Source organism: Vibrio sp. B1REV9, from assembly GCF_905175395.2.
In the GTDB taxonomy this organism is placed as follows: domain Bacteria; phylum Pseudomonadota; class Gammaproteobacteria; order Enterobacterales; family Vibrionaceae; genus Vibrio; species Vibrio alfacsensis.
Genome location: NZ_HG992746.1, coordinates 688,569 through 706,477, shown reverse-complemented (window position 1 = coordinate 706,477; position 17,909 = coordinate 688,569). Strand labels below are relative to the sequence as shown.

Genomic DNA, 17,909 nt, shown 5'->3' with positions numbered 1-17,909 from the left:
AAGTTATGGAATGGGAGCGAGTTTTTCAAACACCGGAGTTACTCCTGATGTTGTTAGCTCCAGTGTTTATCTTCTGTATGTTAGCAGAGTACTTTATGGGGCAAAGGCGAGGACGATTGCCCCCAAACGCGCAATACGATTGGCCAGAGGTTGCATGTAATTTTGTTCTTGCTGCATTTCATCAGGCATCGGATATTATCGCAGGGCTATTTATTTCACAGTTATACCTTTGGTGGTTTAACTGGCGGCTGTTCGATATTGATATGACGATATCAACATTTTTAATTTTAATGATACTGCAAGATTTCTTTTATTATTGGTTTCACCGAGCAAGTCATCGCATACGCTGGATGTGGGCGGCACATGTCGTTCATCATAGTTCTGAACGGATGAATTTTAGTACTGCGTTCAGGCAGAGCTTAATGTACCCACTGGCTGGAATGTGGCTATTTTGGTTACCGTTAGTAATTATTGGTTTTGAACCCAAGTGGGTGGTGTTTGTTGTACTTTTAAACCTCGGATTGCAGTTTTTTGTGCATACTCAGTCGATACGAACATTGGGTCCATTTGAATGGGTCTTCAATACTCCGTCGCATCACCGTGTTCATCATGGCCTCAATAAGCAATATATAGACAAGAATTATGCGGGAATATTGATTATTTGGGATAAGTTGTTTGGTACGTTTGAGCTAGAAGTTGAAACTGTTCGTTACGGGATATCAAAGCCTGTAAATAGTTTTAATCCTATCACTGTTACATTCTCAGAATGGAGAGATATGCTCAAGGAAGCGACTCGTCCAAACTTAACATTACAACAGCGTTGGAAGTGTTTGTTTGCAGCACCCTCGGATGATTATTCTTTGAAAAATAAAAGTCAAAGTTAAGAATGGTTTTACAAAGGAGATATTTGTCTCTTTTTTGATTCTCATATTCTTAAAGGAAAATACAGCTTGATTAATGATAACAAAAGAATATTCTTCTATTTTATAAAGTAAAATTAAAAGTAACATTCAAAAAATAAATATTTATCTGAGTATTAATATCATTCAACTTAGCTAACTGATGGACTTATAAATTAATTTAGTTGAGAAAGTTATCCTAAAAATGAGAATATCAAATTTGAAAGTAAATTTTTTTATGCAGTATATATGGATTACGGTAACATCATATATTAAGTGCACTATAGCGTTTGTCATTAATTAATTGATGTTGAGTTGTATTTAATGTGTTAATCGTCAAATAGTGCCTTTTATTGAAATTATATTGGATGAATTTAGGAGCCATTATGGACGTTTGCTATAAGCCTTTACTTGCTGCAGTTATACTTTCCACATCATCTTTTACTGCAAATGCAGCGGATAATGTAGATGTAGCTCAGTTCTTTGCGTTAGATATATCTTTAAACTTGAATAAAGAAGAAGTCCCATCTGAAGGTGATTACCTCGTAGCTGAAGTCGGTATGAAAAATGTTGGCGAGACTGATGCGAATATTAAATACTGGGTTTCTGTGGATGGGCCGCAAGGGTTATCATTTCCTGCGAAAGCGGTAGTAAGCACCAATAGTTCTGACTTTGAGGTTGATACTGACAATGTAGAAGAAGGGGCGAGTTTAAACTTTAAACGTGGTATTTGGGTGCGTGACTACATGAGCGATGGTGTATATGTTGTCAGCGTTGAAGGGGTGAATACTGACACAAGTCAAAAATTCCAACAGTCTGTACAGTTTACTAAAGGTATCGACTCTGATGGAGGTAAGAAGACAAGTGGATTGTCAATACAGTCAAAATTGTTAAGTGCTGATCATTTTGGTCCTGGCGGTGGTTACGCGTTGATCTCGATGGATATTGAAAATACCACTTCTCAGCCTGTTGAAGTTGAGTTTTGGGTAAACGCAGTTGCTTCTAATGGTTTTGATATTCCAGTGTATTCACGTGTAACTAAAACAATTGAGCCGAATGAAACAGAAATGATTGTTCGTGGTTTTTGGCTTGATGCCGCTTACCCAGATGGCGAATATGTTATTACACCTCAATTTATTGAAACAGGCTCAGGTGAGCGAGTTGATTTTGAGTTGAATGTATTTAAAGGCGCCTTGTAGCGTTGTTTTTATATAGACCGTTTTTTATATAAAAGGCCCTGATTAGGGCCTTTTTGTTTGTTCAATTTTAGTCAATCACAACGTTTTTGTCTCTGTGATCAATTTTTAAATAATCACACCCTTGATCTGGGGTCATGGTATTGTTGCTTATGCGTACATTTTCAAATGATAATGACGGATGTTTGCTGTAGGTTCTTATGAGTTTTTTGTAGTGGGCATTGTTCGTTCCTTCACAGGTTACTTTATCGAACCGGTTGTTACTGACCGTGACATTTTGAATTGCCTCACTAGGTGTTTCAGAATCAGAAAAGCTTTGTAACCTAATACCCAATGTAGCGCTGTTAAAATTATTATTATCAATTAATATGTTGCTCCATTTCACTTGTTCTTGTGCTCGTGAATTTGGGTAAATGTTGATCAAAAAACCCTGGATATTATCGAACTTATTGTTTGAAATAGAAATATTGCTGTAGTAACTGGCTTCTAATGCTGTTCCACTGATGTCTTTAAACGAATTTCCCGAGACGACCGCTCCGGTGGTTTTCTTGCGAGCTGATAGCTTCAACGTGCAATTATCAAATTCATTTGATTTAAAAGTGATGTTGTGTGCACCTGCTACATTTGAGTTTTTCGTTGCCTGAGTCGTCGTGACTTGAGCACAGTTTGAGAATGTGTTGCCTACTACAGTGATATTGCTAGATTCAATAGCATCACTATTCGCACGTGTCGTTACCCTGAGTGCAGCATCGCCGAAATTCACAAAGGTATTATTAATGATAATACTATTGGTGATGCTTGCGAGATATAAGCCTTGCTTTCCCCAATTTGGCGTATCTCCGCCATTCACGAGCCCTTGAAAGTTTATCCCGGAAATGCTCAATCCAGAGGAGTTTTTTATATACATCAAGTATTCCCCATCAAACCCTGGGCATTTACTTAACTTTGCTGTTTTAGAACCTAATAGAGAGATACCTTTTTTTTCTATGATATAGACGGTATCGCAAAGCGTGTAGTTACCCGGAGGTATATAGAGAGTTTCATTTTCTGAAAGCGTTTGGAGCGCATGATTGAATGCTGCACTATCATCTATATCATCATTAGGGATCGCACCAAAGTCTATAATCGAAAAATTTGCAAAAGTAATTTGTGGGTAAAGTAACGTGAGACATGCGAGTAATGCTGTCTTTTTAATAGTCATAAATAATCCATGTTTTAATATGTCAGAATTAACCGTAGATTAGCTTTTTATATTTTACCAAAGAATATTAAATAAAATTATTGTGACAAAAGCCTTCGTTTCCAAGAATTTGTTGCACTTTGAAGTGTTAGAAAAAGCGCGTCAAATGTTGATTTTGAACGATTCAACGGATCTTGAATCTCTCCTTGACCAATCCAGTGCCCAAATAACATCGTTTTACCCCGTGATCGGGGAGATATGCTTGCAACCTCTTCAATTTGTTCATGTGACATTACTAAGATCAAATCAAATTGATCACATAAATTGGAGTTGAGCTGTCTGGCGGAGTGGTGTGATAGGTTAAAACCATGCTCAATACACACCTCTTGAGAATATTGATGAGCACTCGCGCCACTCAATTTATTGTTTAGAACATGGATGCCGGCAGATTCGATGATATGGTTAGGTAATGCTGACTTTAGTAACGTCTCAGCTATAGGAGATCGACAGATATTGCCTGTACAAACGACAAGAATACGATTGAACACTAGTTTTATCCTAAGTTTTCGTTAATAGCCTATAATATATCTGCTGTATTTAGGAATTAACTTTTTGGTGAGGCAGGCGATCGCTATGCAGATGCCAGTAATACTTACCAGTAAAGTTAAATACGTAATCCAACTTCCATTATCAACCCCAAGATTAACTTTGTTGTTTAAAATACCAATTGACCACGCAAAATATATATGCAGAAAGTAAATAGAAAAGCTTGTTGATGCGATGAGTTCAATAACCTTATTAGTTTTATGGTCATAGCGTTTCAAGTAGATCATAAAGAATAAGCATAACGCTATTTTTTGTACATACACAAGATCAATCCCTGCGAAATTGAACGCTTCCTTGTGATAGTTACCGATATGCCCGTACACAGTTTGAGTTATGGCTAGAGATATCACTACTAAAAGTAGAGGCACTTCATACCCCTTTAGTAAATGAATACAACGCTCGTAATGAACTGAGCAAAAAATGCCGAGAAGATAGACAGGTGTGTAGTAAAACAAGCTCTGTATCATGGACAGGTTATCTACCGGGCGGTGAATGAAAATAGCGATGACACTTAAGGATAAAATAATCAACATTTGATGGCTTGCTTTAATATAAGCAAATCTTCGATGAAGAGGTGACATCATAAACAAAGTGATGGCAAATGGAATGTACCAATATGCAGCCATAAACCGACCAGTAGCATAGTACTTTAGTGCAGGGATGAGATACATCTGTATGATGCCATCACCTTGAGGGTAAAAAAAACCATTCCAATCCTCTTTAAAACTAAGAACATGATAGAGAAGTGGTAAGAAACCAAGAATAAGGTAAGGGATGAGTACGTATTTGAGTTTTTTCTTGTAAAACTCCTTAAAATTGAAATGTTGACAAAAAACATGAAAAAATAAGAAGCCTGAAATAAACACAAAAAGTGAAGTGCCACCTGCAATGAGATTTTGTACAAGTATGTTAGCGAAATGGTCGAATTGAATGCCTGCTGCTTTATATAAATGCCCCGCAACAATGAATATGATGGCAATGGCTCGAAAATAACTGAAAGAGGTCAAATACATTTTATATCCAAAAAAAGGCGGACTAAGCCGCCTATGAAAACAAGATTGTTATCGATTTACTTTAGAGTACTGTTTCGGTAGGAATTATTAAGCTCCCAGCTATTTTTCAATGCTTTCGGTAATGTTCCATTTTGCTCGATATTCGTTTGATGATAAGAATGTTGGTTCCAAATACGAGTGGCCCCTTGCCAAGGCTGAGAGTTTTGACCTGCCCCAAATACTCTTACTCCTTTATGTGTATTCCACTTAGAAGAGTAGTCATTGGAAACAACGATCAGCTCTGCATTGTTATCACCCTCTAAGTCTGCGACCACTGGGTACTCCCAGAGTGTTCCAGTGGAGTTGGCAGTTTTAAAGAGAACATTGCCTGAGAGTGAATCTAAAATCGCGACTTCGTTGTGATCTTGGTAAATTACCTCATCACGGCCATTTCTGTTGAAATCAAAAGCTGTCACGCCAATCTTGCCACTGCCAAAATCATCGACAGTGACTTCCCAGACTTGTTCGCCTAGTGGGTTTAGCATGACTAATTTTTCATATCCCGCATATGCAATGCCAAGCTTGTTAGGACCTAAGAACTCGCCAATCGCCTGTGCGCCACCACCATTGTTTGGGATGTTACGTTTTTCCCATTTAATGCTTCCATCGTGTTCTAGCATTGCAATTGTATGAGAGGTTGAGAATAGCCCCGGAATTGAGACAACGATTTCAGGATATTCATCTTGGTCAAAATTGGCCACCGATGAGAACCAAGCCATATCATGCCCTTGGTATGACCAAAGAATGTTGCCGTGGGCATCGTAAAGGCTGCCGTTTGCAACAAAGTTTTGCATACCGTCGCCATCAGCATCAAACACGGTATAGTCAGGCTTCCAACCATCGAGTGTGTAAAGCAATCCTGATGAATAATTGTATACAGAGGTACCTGCAAGGATTTCTGCTACACCGTCACCATCGAGATCGGCAATGCTAATATTTCCGACTTTGTTATCAATCTTCGGTAGCGTTTTTTGAATGTTTCCCTCATGACTTACGATTCGAATTTCATCGATAGATTTGTCTGAAACGACGATTTCAACGATGCCATCCTCGTCAAGATCAGCCAACGCAGGAGTAAAGCGAGGGTCGGAGAATACCGGTCCATTTTTGTAGTCCCAAAGTTCTGTCCCATCAACTCCGCTAAGTGCTCTTACCACTCCTGGTTTGGTGTATTGACTTCCTTTGAAGGTGACAACGATAACATCGGCAGTATCAAGACTATCGATATTTCCATCTTTATTATCGTCATTGAGTTGTGCAACTAGAGGGGCTCCCATGACTTGGTTATAGTCTGGCATGAACTCACCACCTTGCCAGTGCCACTTGAGTTGAGCATCGATCGGTTCAGGTGTTTTGTCGATAGGGAGTTCGCCTTCGAATGGTTGATAGCCTAAGTACATGGATCCTGACCAGCTGTTGGCTATGATACCTACATTAGAAGAACCGGATGGAGCAAGGATATCAGCTTTAGGGGCGAGAATGAGCCCCTCGAGAGCGACTCCTGAAATACTTAAAGAGGTTGCTTCAAATAAATTGAATACAGTTCGTTGTCTGTGGGGAGTGAAGTCAGCTAAGCCAATGTTGCTTAGGGGTTTAAAGTTAGGTTTATCGCCACTTATGTTTACAACAATGGTTGCATCTTCTGGTACACAGTTAAGTGCAAGAGTGTGTGCTTTCTCCAAAACGTAACCATCAAGGTTGAAAACTTGAACATTACTTTGACAATCTCCGTCCAAATATAATCCACCCCATTGAAAACTGACGGTTCCGATGTTTTCTAATTGGCTAAGCTTCGACGAAGACTCCAAACTACTATTTTGCAACTTATCAAAATTAATGGGTAAGTTAGCCATATTTTCGATGTTGCTTCCACTGGCTAAGCCCAAATAAATTGAGTCTGATACTTTCGACATGTCACCTTTGACAGCAACACTTCCTTGGTAGATTCTGCCATCTTTGAAAGAAAGATCGCCACCAACAATAAGCGAATAACTATTCGATGGAAATTCCACATTGTCATACATAATGCTGTAGCCATTAAAATTGGCATGATTGCCTACAGCTAACGCGCCCATACTAGCAGAATGAGGAGAGTTAAAATTGTCGAATACCAAAGCACTGTATTGAGTTGGTATTGCTGATGCGTGTGCACTAAAAAGCACAAGGCTTGTACTAATTAATTTGTTCATTTCAATCCTTAAAATAATCGCGTAAGTAGTTTGCCAACGACCATTGGAATAAATATTTTTATATATTGGGAGGTAATGTTTGTGATTTAAATATTAGTTGTTTGAGAGTTTGTTTTTAATTAATAACCAAGCAAATTTGGAGTTTGTGACTAAGTAACGCTTCCACATTCTTCTAGGCTCTTGAATGACACGATAAAGCCACTCTAAACCAGAATTTTGCATCCATAAAGGAGCACGATTTACTTTTCCTGCAACAACGTCAAAAGTGCCACCGACACCCATGACAAAATCGACACCCAGTTGATCTTTCCACTTATTAATGAAGTTTTCTTTCTTAGGGGAGGTGATGGCTACGAAGAGTAATTTTGCGCCTGATTCTCTGATTTTGGCGACAACGGCTTCTTCATCATCCCAGAAATAGCCGTTGTTGTATCCTGCGACTGTTAAGTTAGGGTAGAGCGCTTTCACTTTATTATTTGTTTGAGTAACCACTTCTTCTGTTGCACCGAGTAGAAAGATTGGAAACTCGCGCTTTTGACTCATTTTTAGGAGTTCATGAAAGAGATCGACACCTGCAACTCTTTCTGGGATATCGTGACCTAAAAAGCGTGCGCCAAAAACAACGCCCATACCATCAATGTTTATCACATCGCAGGCTTTGACAGATTCAGCCAAGGTTGCGTCTTTTTGCATGTTGACGATTTTTGCTACATTGACGACAACATGTTGTAAGAAATTACCTTGCGCTACGTTGTTTTCAATGTGGGATACTGTATCTGACATTGTGGCCACATCCATTGGTGAGCCGAGAAAATCAATCCTTTTCATGTGAGGAACCATAGTTATTTAGAAATGAAAATGAATAGTAAACCCACGCTTGGGTCCATCTTATATAGTTAATGTTATTGCTAAAGTGATGATGCTTTTGGTATGCGAAGTGTTTTTTTTCAGGAATATATAAGTTCTCGATAGATTTTTTTACTACTTTCTTAGTAAACGAGAGATCTTCGTCAGATTGTCCTACTTTTATTAAGGTAAAAATCGCTTGAGATACGCAGTGCATATCAAGTGGGTACTTATTGGTATTGTAATATTTAGCAGTGCCGTCGGCTTCAAACAAATGTTCTTTGTAGTACTTTAATCCTTTATTAATAGCCTCAGAAAAATCTCTTATTTGTAGTGACTCACTTAATAGATGTAAAGCTTCTAAGTTGTAGCCTGTGTGAAATCCATCAATAAATTGATGATGATGGCGAGCGCCATAAACCCATGACCCGTTAGGTAGCTGCTCTTTTACTGATTGATGAGCAACTTCAACAGCCAAATTGCGATATGTATCATTATTTGTAAGGCTAGCTACATGAGCTACCCAAGCTGCTCCCCATAAACTTGCATTATGAACAAAAGCATCTTCACCAGGAATATAAGCGAAGTATCGTCGGCCTTCCAATTCGGTATATAAATTTTTCACGATAAAGTTGGCGCTATCAAGAGCGGGTTCACGATACTTGTTTTCGCCAGTGATCTTACTCAGTGCATATAATGCCTGCGCTACATAAATAGTGGTGATAACATTTGGCTTGCCTTTTGGTACAAAAAACGCGCGAGCTTTCCAGTCAAAATGATAGCCCCAACAAGCGTGTTTCCATACATCCCTATCACTTTGCTGTGTGAGCAGCCAGTCACCTAACTCTAGGGCTTGATTTAGATAGTTGTCATCATTTTTGTGTTGGTAATCCTCAAGTAAACCCATTAAAAAAAGAGCCACACCTTTCGGGTTGCGTTTTTTGGGTACACCAAGTAAGGGCCTAATATTAATGATTGAGCGCTTGTTAAATTGAATCCATGCTAAGCCAAAGATACCTTTTTTTAGGCTAGGGAATAGTTTGAATAAATTACTATTCAAACTATCAAAAGGGTCATAACCAGTAAAATTATTTTGCTTAGCGGATTCGAGCGTACTTTTTGAAATCGCCTGGACCTGATCATAAAATTCCATTACTTACTCATTAACTCCGTATAAATCTTATCTAACTCAGGAAACACTGCTTGCTTGCTAAAATTATTAATAAATTTCTTTTTTGCGCTGGCAGAATAGGCAGCATTTAAGTCACGATTGCTGATCATAGTTTTTAAGTGAGTCGCTAACATTTCAACATCACCTGCCTCGATTAATAGGCCATCAACACTGTCTTCAATTGCATCTGGAATACCGCCGGCGGTTGAAGCGACGACAGGGATATTTGCGGACATAGCCTCAAGTACGCCCATTGGGAACCCTTCGTTATAGCTCGGCAAACAGTAGACATCCGCTTTACTTAGCCAAATCTTTTTTTGCTCGCCAGCAACCCAGCCTAGGAAGTCAACACTATTAGAAATACCTAAATTTTTTACTTGTTGTTTGAAAGTCGCTACATCGCCGTCACCACCTAGGGTAAGACGAGAATCAGGGTATTCTGTTAAGACGATTGCAAATGCATCAATAAGATCTTTTACCCCCTTGCGTTCCCCCAGTCGTCCGAGAAATAGAATACGTCCTTGGTCAATATTACTTCGGTTGAGATCTAGGGTATCAACTGCGTTATAGATAACATGGACTTTAGTTGGGTCACCAACGATCGTTTTCATCCACGAATGCCATTGCGTAGACAATACAATGACAGCATCGGCGAGATCGAAAGTCTTGCGAATATGCGCCTGTTTTTTAAAAGAACATTCGTTATTGTAAAACTCTTGGAATTCAGCACCATGGAGATGAAGAATGGTTTTGGCCCGAAATAATTTAGCTATGCGTATAATTACAGACTTACGCTTATAACTTCCTCGTGAAGCCATGTGAATGTGGACAATGCCAACGTTAAAAAAGGTTAGATAGTAAGAAAGTTTAATAATGGAAAATAAAAATAGGAAAATCTTATTTAACCCGAACCAATATGTATGGTTTGTATGTGTAGTTATATGACGCATATTCCAGTTGTCATTAAAACCGCGGCTGAGAACATTAAGAACAGTCGCTACACCTCCCATCTCTTGCATGCCTGTCGCGACTGTTATATTGATCTTTTTCCTCATTACATGTCCTTGATTGTACAAATAGCCTGGCGAGTTTTACCATTTTTTGTTTTTTGAATTTTGTCGACAATAGTGATAAATACATCCATAGATCTACCTAGACGAGCTTTTGTATTGTCTATAAGTATACTTTCTTGCTGTTTATCAAAAACTTGAGCGTTAACGACAGCTTGAACTTCAATTTGGTTTGGATGATCTTGCTTAAATTGCGTTGCAATCAAGCCTTTAACGCCTTTTGGAATATGATTTAAGATATGAACTTTTTGTCCATCTTCACCGATTAAGTAGTCTCCGATGCGGCCATCAATGCGATCTATAATTGGAAAAACTCGTCCGCAAGGGCAAGAGGTTTCATCTGATAAATACACATGGTCGCCGGTTCTATAGCGTATGAGAGGTTGGAGATCATTATTAAAATTGGTGCCTATGATTTCATGTCGCCCATCACCGACGTCCTCAAGCTCGACGTGAGAATAATCAGTTAAAATATGGTAGCGTCCGTGTTCACAACTCCCTATGGCTGCTACGCGTTCAAATAGCCCATACCAATCATACACTGTACATCCAAAGCGTCTTTCGATGAGCTGTTTGTCTTCTAAACTGAGCGACTCAGAAGAGGTCACAATTGATTTTAAGTCACTAGGGTAGTAAAGGTCGTTGGTTTCGAGATGTTTTGCGAGAGTCAAAATCGATGAAGGGTATGCTTGTATCACTTGCACGCCATACTCCACCATCGCATCAATGTAACTTTGCAAGTTGTTAGGCGACATATGGAAAGATGAAAGCATAATCATGTTCTCAAACCATGAATAGCGCCAGAACGCTCCGTTCTTTTGCTCTAACGGGACGATCATATCTCCTCTAATCCAAGCACGTTTATCACCTTGAACGAATCCTGCCCACTTTAGGTGACGTGCGACAAAAGCCTGTTCACGTATTACTGATTCCATGTTTTGCTTAATGACGAGAGGTGCACCGGTTGTGCCGCTCGTAGCACCAGAAACGATAAACTTAGGAGGACATTCATTCATAAACTGCTCGCCGTGCTGCCTAAAATCTGACTTACTTATAAAAGGGAAGTCGTTTAACCAGTCGTTTTTACTTTTGGCAATATGCTTATAGAAAGGTACGTTATTTGATGCTTGATTAAGAATGTAACTCAGTCTTTTAGATGAATAGGCCGTAAGTTGATTGTGATTAAAGTCATTTTTTTCTATTTCATTTAGTACATTAATTTGTTCTTTCCCCTCCCTCAGTGTTTTTCGAATTAGTGCTCGAAATGAAATAATACAACTTTGAAGTAATGTAGGTGACAAAAAGTAGAGTTTATTGTTAAACATATGAACCCTCGAATTATAATTCTTGTACTAACTTCAAAAATGAAATTTTAATGTCTTTTTTCCATTTTTCATGGGCAAAGTTCTTTATTGTAGAATGATAAGCATTTTTACCAAGATTTTTGCATAAAGATTCAGAATTCAAGATTTGTAACATCTTGTCTGAATATTGTTCAGTGTTAGCTAATTCTATAAGGACACCATCATGACCATCTATAATAATTTCCTGAGCAGAACCTGACGCAAACGACATCGTCGGTAACATCATATTCATTGACTCAATCAAGGATACTCCAAATGGTTCTGCTAGCGAAGTTAACATACTGATATCTGCCGCTGCTAGATAACTTGTGACATTGTCAACATGTCCGGGCATGAGAACGCAATGTTCTAATCCACGTTCTATAGTTTCATGTTTATATTTATCGTAAAGAGACCCACTGCCTAACAATACAAACTTAATATTGCCTGTATATTTTGATACCACGTTAGAAATAACTTCTAATGCTAGGTCATGTCTCTTCATGTCTCGAAAAGCAGCGACCATTACTACAATTTTACCACTATTACCATTTAATATATTGTTACGTAGTTCCTTAGATTGCTCTTTATATGAAATTATTTGACTCTCATCCAGAGTATCAATTGAGTTATGGACTACTTCGATTGGTTTGTAAGAAGGAAGTTCTTTGGCTACGAAATTTGAAATTGTTAAGAAACTATCAACAAAATTATTGTAAAAGTGATGTCTCAATAACGGATACTTTAAATTTGGTGGATATCCATGTTCGTGGTAAATAACCTTGCATCCCAAAACTTTTGAAATAATTGGAATCATATATCGTTCATATCCAAATTGGACGTAAACAGTATCAATGTTTTTTGATTGTATTATTTTTTTTAGAATTAAATAGTTATGAAAGATGTTAAATTTATGTAGATCAACCTCCAGTATATCAAAGTTTTCTTTTTTCAGTTTAGTTACATAGAGTGGTTGTTGTAAAGTATCTTTAATATTTGGTCTCTTATAAATATTAAATCTATTATTTATAGTTGGAACAAGCCACGTTACATTTACGTTACTATTAACTAATTTACATAATTCAAGAGTATAATTTTCTATTGGTGACCAAGTGTCACAAACAAAACCAGGGACAAATAGTACATTAGTCATTCTTACTTTCCTCATATTTATTTTTATATTCCACGGCGAGTAGTGTGAAAACATATATTAGTATCGGTGTTTTTGTCCCTAGAGAGTTGTTAGTTATTGAAGCAACCCAAAGCACTAATATCATAATGTAATGCGTATAGTTTGACGATGCTCTTAACATAAAGAAATAAATTGCTAAGGAAAAAAATACTGCAAAAATCAGACCGTATTTCACAATCCAATCGATAAAATAATTTTCTATTACTAATACTCCTGAAATGTAAAATATATTATCAAGAAAATCATGAGATGCACCTAATATAAGTTCTAATAAACTCATTTCTTCTAAAAGAATAAAGACATCAAACCGTGCTGTAGCGCTGTTATCTATATATAGTTTCTCAATAATCCTACTAGTTATTCCTGATTCAATTAAAATGTACGCAAGTAAATAAACGAGAATGTAAGAAAAAAACAGTAAAATTGAAAACTTATATCTGTGTACTTTCACTTTTCCGGTTAATATTCTGAAAAGAAAGGGCAAATAGAGTAATAGACACCCAATTAAAAATGCAGCCATTGAACCTCTGCCACCAAACGCAAAAAGAGATAATGTGCTAATACAAAGTAAAACTGGTAAGTAAGACCTATAACTTATAAATAAAGATATTGAGATTACTGCAGTAAAGAGTGCATTACTTAAAGGATGAGAAATTAAAGCTGTTGAGCGGAAGTGAGAGAAGCTAGAAAATTGCGCTCCAACCAAACTAATTTTTGCTAGGTATTCCACAATTGCTATTATACAATTTATAATGAATAAATATAATATTAAATCTACTAGTTTATCTCTTTCGTTTCTAGACAGGAACATGACTAAAGAAAAAAATAGAAATGGTACCAAAAACGTATCTACCATATAGGCCATTCCTGAACTTCCAAATCTATACATGCCATAGAAAATAATGGTAGATATAGAGGTCATAGCTAAAAGCCAGCAACGCCACATATCACCAAGTTGTAACAAGATATTATTCACTCCTTGAGAATATAATATGAATATAAAGCATGTAATTATTATGTAACTATAAATGTGGATTTTAAAAACAGGTGAACCGCCATTAGAAACATATGGGACACCAATATTCTCAAGAACATAATTCCCAAGAAAGAAAGATGATACTATAGAAATAAATAGTAATCGATAAATAATTCTTTGCATCATGATTTTTTCGATCGTGAAAGTGTGTCTTTAATGTTATTTACGTTTAGTAATAAGGATAGAAGTGAATATGAAATAACACCAGAAATTACAAGGATGGCTAGTTGTAACTCGTAATTAAATCCAATTAGATAATGGCTTATAAAAATAATAACTAATGACATTGAAATAGATGAAGTTAAGACTTTACCCAAGACAACGGTTTTTTTATATTTAAAACCTTTGATAATAGCTAGTGTCATTGAAAGGAGTATTGATATGACCGATGCAAATAAATTAACTAGTGCAATCTCTAGAAAATTTAAGGAACTGGAAACAATATAAAACATTGTAAAACTAAATCCTAACTTTACTAAAGATACTAAAGGTAAGTACTTTGTTTGGTTTGTAAATTGTAGCCCGTGGTCAATATAATGAATTTGAATATTTGAAATAAAAACAGATAAGGATATTAATGAAAATGCAACTATACCAATTGTAGAAAACTCTTCACCAACAAATGTTTGTATAAGTGGATTCTGCACGAGTATCAAACCGACGAGCGCTGGAACAGCAACTATAAGTAATAAATTCAGATATTCTTTATGCGCTTTAAAAAGAGATGTTTTGTCACCTGAATGTTTGGAAACTTCTGGATACAGTGGTAAAGCGATCACCATGAATATTAGGGATATTATTCCTGTCACTAAATTGGATACTGCCGAGTATAAGCCAGCCGCTTCAAGTCCTATGATAGAGGCAAGTGCGAGCCTGTCTATTCTACTTGCGAGAATGGAAATTATACCAGTGTAAATTATAGGTATCCCGTAGTTTATAATGTCAATAAGCTCCTCTCGTGTAGATAACTTAGTATTTGCTAATTTGAAAAACGCAATTGAAGCACCAATAAAATAACTCAAGCTAACAGCTATGATGGCTAATGTTACACTAGCATTCTCTTTTAATAATAAAATAGATATTCCGACTGAACTCAATGATTGAACAATGAAAGCAATTTGATATCTTTTTTTATCCTCATTCAATCTTCTTAGTTCTACAAAATAGAAAAATATCGATTTAGATATTGAAAGTAGTAGAATCGAGCTAAGTTCACCTGAGGTTAAATATTCTTTGGATATAAATAAATGAATGGGAACAGATAAGCTTGCTACTAGGCTTGTTGATAAGAGAAGTAAAATAAATAGTGTTGATGCGAGTTGATTTCTTTTGATTGTGTTTGCAGATGGGTAAAATCTTAGTAAAGTTGAAATTATCCATTGTGATGTCACATGTCTTAATAACTCACTAATCACTATGAAGACAGATAGAAGACCATATTCTTCTAAACCGAGAATTCTAGTTTGAATTGCGATTAATGAAAAAATTGCTATAGATGAAAATAATTGGACTGGTGAGTAGGTTAATAGCTTTCCTAGCATTATTTAGGTCCTGTTTTTAGCATATATAACCGTAAGGTTAATTAACGTTTAAGAGTTTTTTATAACAATTTTCATAATTTCGAACAATTGATTCCGATGAGAATTTGGCCTTTATATTGGCATTGTCTGGTAATCGAGTTGAGTTAAACGCATCTATTATTTTTTCACTTATATTATTTTGATCTTTACCATCACATACATAGAACATACTATCCAGCTTATCACTTTGATTCATTTCGCTAATTACTCCCACATTTGTAGTGACAACCGGAAGTCCAGAAGCTGACATTTCAATTGGTACCAAACCGAAAGTTTCCTCTGAAGAAAGAAATAGTCCTACATTACTGTTTTTATAAATGGAAATTATTTCTTCTGTAGATTTATTTCCTGCGAAGTAGATGTTGTCTTCAATTTCTAAATTTCGGATTAATTTTTTTAGCTTTAGTAAATATTGGCTATCTACTTGAGGTCCAATGATAGTAAGGTTTGCAAGATTTCCAGACTTTAATAATTTTTTCACACTAAATATAGCATCGTGAATTCCTTTTTTTTCTATTATAAGCCCACAAGTTACTAGTCTTATAATGGATTTTTCTCTATATCTTGGTTCTATAAAATATCGTTTGTCAATCGGGTTGTATATAGTGTTGATATCTGATGGTATATATTGGGATATATTGTTTGCAAACATCTGGCTAACGCATGTATACTTATCAACCGTAAATTTAAGTAAATAAGGAACAATATACTCATGGAGAATATTATTCATAAACGAACGACTTCTTCTTCCAATTTTTTTGAATGAATGTAGGGTAAGTATTATGGGCGTATTTTTTTTCCTTAATAACGCCCAAGAAGAAACGTGTGCATGTATCAAGTCTGGTTCGTAGATTTTAGCTTCTCGTCTAATTACACTTGTCTGCCAAATAATGTTTGGTAATTTTTTGCGATTATTTTTTACTACGTTATATCTAACAATATCAATGTCGGCATTTGACCAAACTAATTCTCCATTGTTGTTAATCGTATTATTGGGGTCGAAAGCCAGTACCCTATAATGAAACTCAGATGATGTAGAGCACTGTAACTCTTGTACTAAGGATTGACAAACGGAGTCGACACCTCCACCGTTTAGTTTTCCCCAATCTAATGTAGTCAATGGTACAACGAGTAATACCTTTTTTTTCATTTTGCAATAACCTATCTACAATCAAATAATTCCACGCGTATCAATAACAACCTTAGTCGCGAACTGTGTCTTATCTGTCGCTTTGAATTGTTTGTGGTCAACCAATACGACTACAATATTGGCTCGTTCCAGAGCGGTTTCTAATGTCATTTGCTCTACGCCTGCATGGACTAACTTCTCTGGTAAAGAGTGAACGTTAGGCTCTACCGCAAAAACCTGGCCTATGTTTTTAGCGGCTAGTTCTTCCACAATTTGTAGGGCAGGGCTTTCTCGTAAATCATCGATATCCGCTTTAAATGCTAAACCGAGACAAGCAATGATAGGACGTTTGAATTCGTCAGCGGCTTTTTCGATTTGATCAATCACATAGTGCGGTTTTGCGTCATTCGTTAATCGTGCTTGGCGTATAATTTTTGCTTCGTCTGGGCAACTGTCGACGATAAACCAAGGGTCAACGGCAATACAGTGGCCGCCTACGCCTGGGCCCGGGTTAAGAATATTTACCCTTGGGTGGCGGTTTGCCAGTTTAATTAGTTCCCATACGTTGATTTTTAGTTTGTCACTGATAACGGATAGCTCATTGGCAAACGCGATGTTCACATCACGAAATGAGTTCTCTGTTAGTTTTGCCATTTCTGCTGTACGGGCGTTTGTGATAATGCATTCTCCGCGGACAAATGTGCTGTACAACTCAACCGCTTTTTCACTACAGGCTTTTGACATTCCGCCAATTACTCGGTCATTTGCGACAAGCTCTTGCAATACATAGCCAGGTAGTACTCGTTCTGGGCAGTGTGCTACTTTTATGTCTGCGTTATCCCCAACGTCTTGTGGAAAGGTGAGGTCTGGTCGAGCTTGTTTAAGCCATGCTGATAGTTTTTCTGTTGCGCCAACAGGCGATGTGGATTCCAGAATGATCAGGTTGCCTTTCTCAAGAACGGGAGCAATAGCATTGGCGGCCGCTTCGATATAAGTAAGGTCGGGTGCATTGCCCTCTTTGAATGGTGTTGGAACGGCAATCATAAACGCTTCTGCGGGTTCTGGGATCGTTGTCGCTCGTAAGTTGCCTGTGCTGACCACACCACGAACGACAATATCTAGATCTGGTTCTACAATATGGATGTTGCCTTGGTTGATGGTATCGACGGCTTGTTGGTTTACATCGACACCCACAACCTCGATACCACGAGACGCAACGACGGCGGCGGTAGGTAATCCGATGTAACCTAAACCAATAACGGAAACTTTCTTAAATGACATGGTTGTTCCTTAACTATGATGGTGCTGAAGACACCTATATTTTTTGAATTTGATTCTGCGTTTGGAGTTTAGAAACTCCAGTCGTTAATAGGGTAATATTCGATAGCTTGGGTGTGCTTATTTTTTAGAACGGTAATAA

The 17,909-nt window shown here is 37.2% G+C and carries 15 protein-coding genes; 2 read left to right on the top strand and 13 right to left on the bottom strand.

Translation table 11 applies throughout. The annotated features are described in order from the left end of the window. The first annotated feature begins 5 nt into the window (after window positions 1–5). Window positions 6–884: a sterol desaturase family protein gene (locus tag KHN78_RS17295; protein ID WP_211918890.1), complete on the top strand. Its 879-nt coding sequence runs from the start codon at window positions 6–8 to the stop codon at window positions 882–884. A gap of 383 nt (window positions 885–1,267) precedes the next feature. After that, window positions 1,268–2,098, top strand: coding sequence for an RbmA family biofilm matrix protein (locus tag KHN78_RS17290; RefSeq protein ID WP_211917581.1), 831 nt, complete (start codon window positions 1,268–1,270; stop codon window positions 2,096–2,098). A gap of 67 nt (window positions 2,099–2,165) precedes the next feature. Here the strand turns inward: KHN78_RS17290 and KHN78_RS17285 are convergent, their stop codons facing one another. The 13 genes from KHN78_RS17285 to wecC all read right to left on the bottom strand — a co-directional run bounded on the left by KHN78_RS17285 (window position 2,166) and on the right by wecC (window position 17,770). After that, entirely contained in the window at window positions 2,166–3,296 is a 1,131-nt protein-coding gene (locus KHN78_RS17285) for a glycosyl hydrolase family 28-related protein (RefSeq protein WP_211917578.1), read from the bottom strand. Window positions 3,297–3,373: 77 nt separating this feature from the next. Continuing rightward, window positions 3,374–3,823, bottom strand: a complete 450-nt coding sequence (locus KHN78_RS17280) for a low molecular weight protein-tyrosine-phosphatase (RefSeq protein ID WP_211917576.1) — start codon at window positions 3,821–3,823, stop codon at window positions 3,374–3,376. A gap of 21 nt (window positions 3,824–3,844) precedes the next feature. Continuing rightward, window positions 3,845–4,894 carry an acyltransferase family protein gene (locus KHN78_RS17275; RefSeq protein ID WP_211917574.1) on the bottom strand — a complete coding sequence of 350 codons (1,050 nt, stop codon included), beginning with the start codon at window positions 4,892–4,894 and terminating at the stop codon, window positions 3,845–3,847. Between the two features lie 56 nt (window positions 4,895–4,950). Further along, window positions 4,951–7,122, bottom strand: coding sequence for a choice-of-anchor A family protein (locus KHN78_RS17270; protein ID WP_211917572.1), 2,172 nt, complete (start codon window positions 7,120–7,122; stop codon window positions 4,951–4,953). Window positions 7,123–7,215: 93 nt separating this feature from the next. After that, window positions 7,216–7,950 (bottom strand): WecB/TagA/CpsF family glycosyltransferase, encoded by a 735-nt coding sequence (locus KHN78_RS17265; protein ID WP_211917570.1) that lies wholly within the window; start codon window positions 7,948–7,950, stop codon window positions 7,216–7,218. Beyond that, window positions 7,937–9,121 carry an aspartate-semialdehyde dehydrogenase gene (locus tag KHN78_RS17260; protein WP_211917568.1) on the bottom strand — a complete coding sequence of 395 codons (1,185 nt, stop codon included), beginning with the start codon at window positions 9,119–9,121 and terminating at the stop codon, window positions 7,937–7,939. Before KHN78_RS17260 ends, KHN78_RS17265 begins: the two co-directional genes overlap by 14 nt. Next, window positions 9,121–10,194, bottom strand: coding sequence for a glycosyltransferase family 4 protein (locus tag KHN78_RS17255; protein ID WP_211917566.1), 1,074 nt, complete (start codon window positions 10,192–10,194; stop codon window positions 9,121–9,123). Before KHN78_RS17255 ends, KHN78_RS17260 begins: the two co-directional genes overlap by 1 nt. Continuing rightward, complete coding sequence (locus KHN78_RS17250; protein WP_211917564.1) at window positions 10,194–11,534, bottom strand: phenylacetate--CoA ligase family protein; 1,341 nt, start codon at window positions 11,532–11,534, stop codon at window positions 10,194–10,196. The genes KHN78_RS17255 and KHN78_RS17250 overlap by 1 nt, the downstream gene beginning before the upstream one ends. Window positions 11,535–11,547: 13 nt before the next feature. Then, the gene (locus KHN78_RS17245; RefSeq protein WP_211917562.1) at window positions 11,548–12,705 is read right to left on the bottom strand and encodes a glycosyltransferase family 4 protein; all 1,158 of its coding nucleotides are present in this window, start codon (window positions 12,703–12,705) and stop codon (window positions 11,548–11,550) included. After that, window positions 12,698–13,906, bottom strand: coding sequence for a VpsF family polysaccharide biosynthesis protein (locus KHN78_RS17240; RefSeq protein WP_211917560.1), 1,209 nt, complete (start codon window positions 13,904–13,906; stop codon window positions 12,698–12,700). The genes KHN78_RS17245 and KHN78_RS17240 overlap by 8 nt, the downstream gene beginning before the upstream one ends. After that, window positions 13,903–15,321, bottom strand: coding sequence for a lipopolysaccharide biosynthesis protein (locus KHN78_RS17235; RefSeq protein ID WP_211917558.1), 1,419 nt, complete (start codon window positions 15,319–15,321; stop codon window positions 13,903–13,905). The genes KHN78_RS17240 and KHN78_RS17235 overlap by 4 nt, the downstream gene beginning before the upstream one ends. Window positions 15,322–15,358: 37 nt before the next feature. Continuing rightward, window positions 15,359–16,510 (bottom strand): VpsD family glycosyltransferase, encoded by a 1,152-nt coding sequence (locus KHN78_RS17230; RefSeq protein ID WP_211917556.1) that lies wholly within the window; start codon window positions 16,508–16,510, stop codon window positions 15,359–15,361. 21 nt (window positions 16,511–16,531) lie between these two features. Further along, window positions 16,532–17,770, bottom strand: coding sequence for a UDP-N-acetyl-D-mannosamine dehydrogenase (gene wecC / locus KHN78_RS17225; protein WP_211917554.1), 1,239 nt, complete (start codon window positions 17,768–17,770; stop codon window positions 16,532–16,534). Between the last annotated feature and the right edge of the window lie 139 nt (window positions 17,771–17,909).

Bases quoted from the DNA above. Each gene is read 5' to 3' on its own strand.
- KHN78_RS17290 (WP_211917581.1), top strand. From the start codon at position 1,268: ATGAATTTAGGAGCCATTATGGACGTTTGCTATAAGCCTTTACTTGCT.
- KHN78_RS17235 (WP_211917558.1), bottom strand. From the start codon at position 15,321: ATGCTAGGAAAGCTATTAACCTACTCACCAGTCCAATTATTTTCATCT.
- KHN78_RS17230 (WP_211917556.1), bottom strand. From the start codon at position 16,510: ATGAAAAAAAAGGTATTACTCGTTGTACCATTGACTACATTAGATTGG.
- KHN78_RS17245 (WP_211917562.1), bottom strand. From the start codon at position 12,705: ATGACTAATGTACTATTTGTCCCTGGTTTTGTTTGTGACACTTGGTCA.
- KHN78_RS17255 (WP_211917566.1), bottom strand. From the start codon at position 10,194: ATGAGGAAAAAGATCAATATAACAGTCGCGACAGGCATGCAAGAGATG.
- KHN78_RS17240 (WP_211917560.1), bottom strand. From the start codon at position 13,906: ATGATGCAAAGAATTATTTATCGATTACTATTTATTTCTATAGTATCA.
- wecC (WP_211917554.1), bottom strand. From the start codon at position 17,770: ATGTCATTTAAGAAAGTTTCCGTTATTGGTTTAGGTTACATCGGATTA.
- KHN78_RS17295 (WP_211918890.1), top strand. From the start codon at position 6: ATGGAATGGGAGCGAGTTTTTCAAACACCGGAGTTACTCCTGATGTTG.
- KHN78_RS17270 (WP_211917572.1), bottom strand. From the start codon at position 7,122: ATGAACAAATTAATTAGTACAAGCCTTGTGCTTTTTAGTGCACACGCA.
- KHN78_RS17250 (WP_211917564.1), bottom strand. From the start codon at position 11,534: ATGTTTAACAATAAACTCTACTTTTTGTCACCTACATTACTTCAAAGT.
- KHN78_RS17285 (WP_211917578.1), bottom strand. From the start codon at position 3,296: ATGACTATTAAAAAGACAGCATTACTCGCATGTCTCACGTTACTTTAC.
- KHN78_RS17275 (WP_211917574.1), bottom strand. From the start codon at position 4,894: ATGTATTTGACCTCTTTCAGTTATTTTCGAGCCATTGCCATCATATTC.
- KHN78_RS17265 (WP_211917570.1), bottom strand. From the start codon at position 7,950: ATGAAAAGGATTGATTTTCTCGGCTCACCAATGGATGTGGCCACAATG.
- KHN78_RS17260 (WP_211917568.1), bottom strand. From the start codon at position 9,121: ATGGAATTTTATGATCAGGTCCAGGCGATTTCAAAAAGTACGCTCGAA.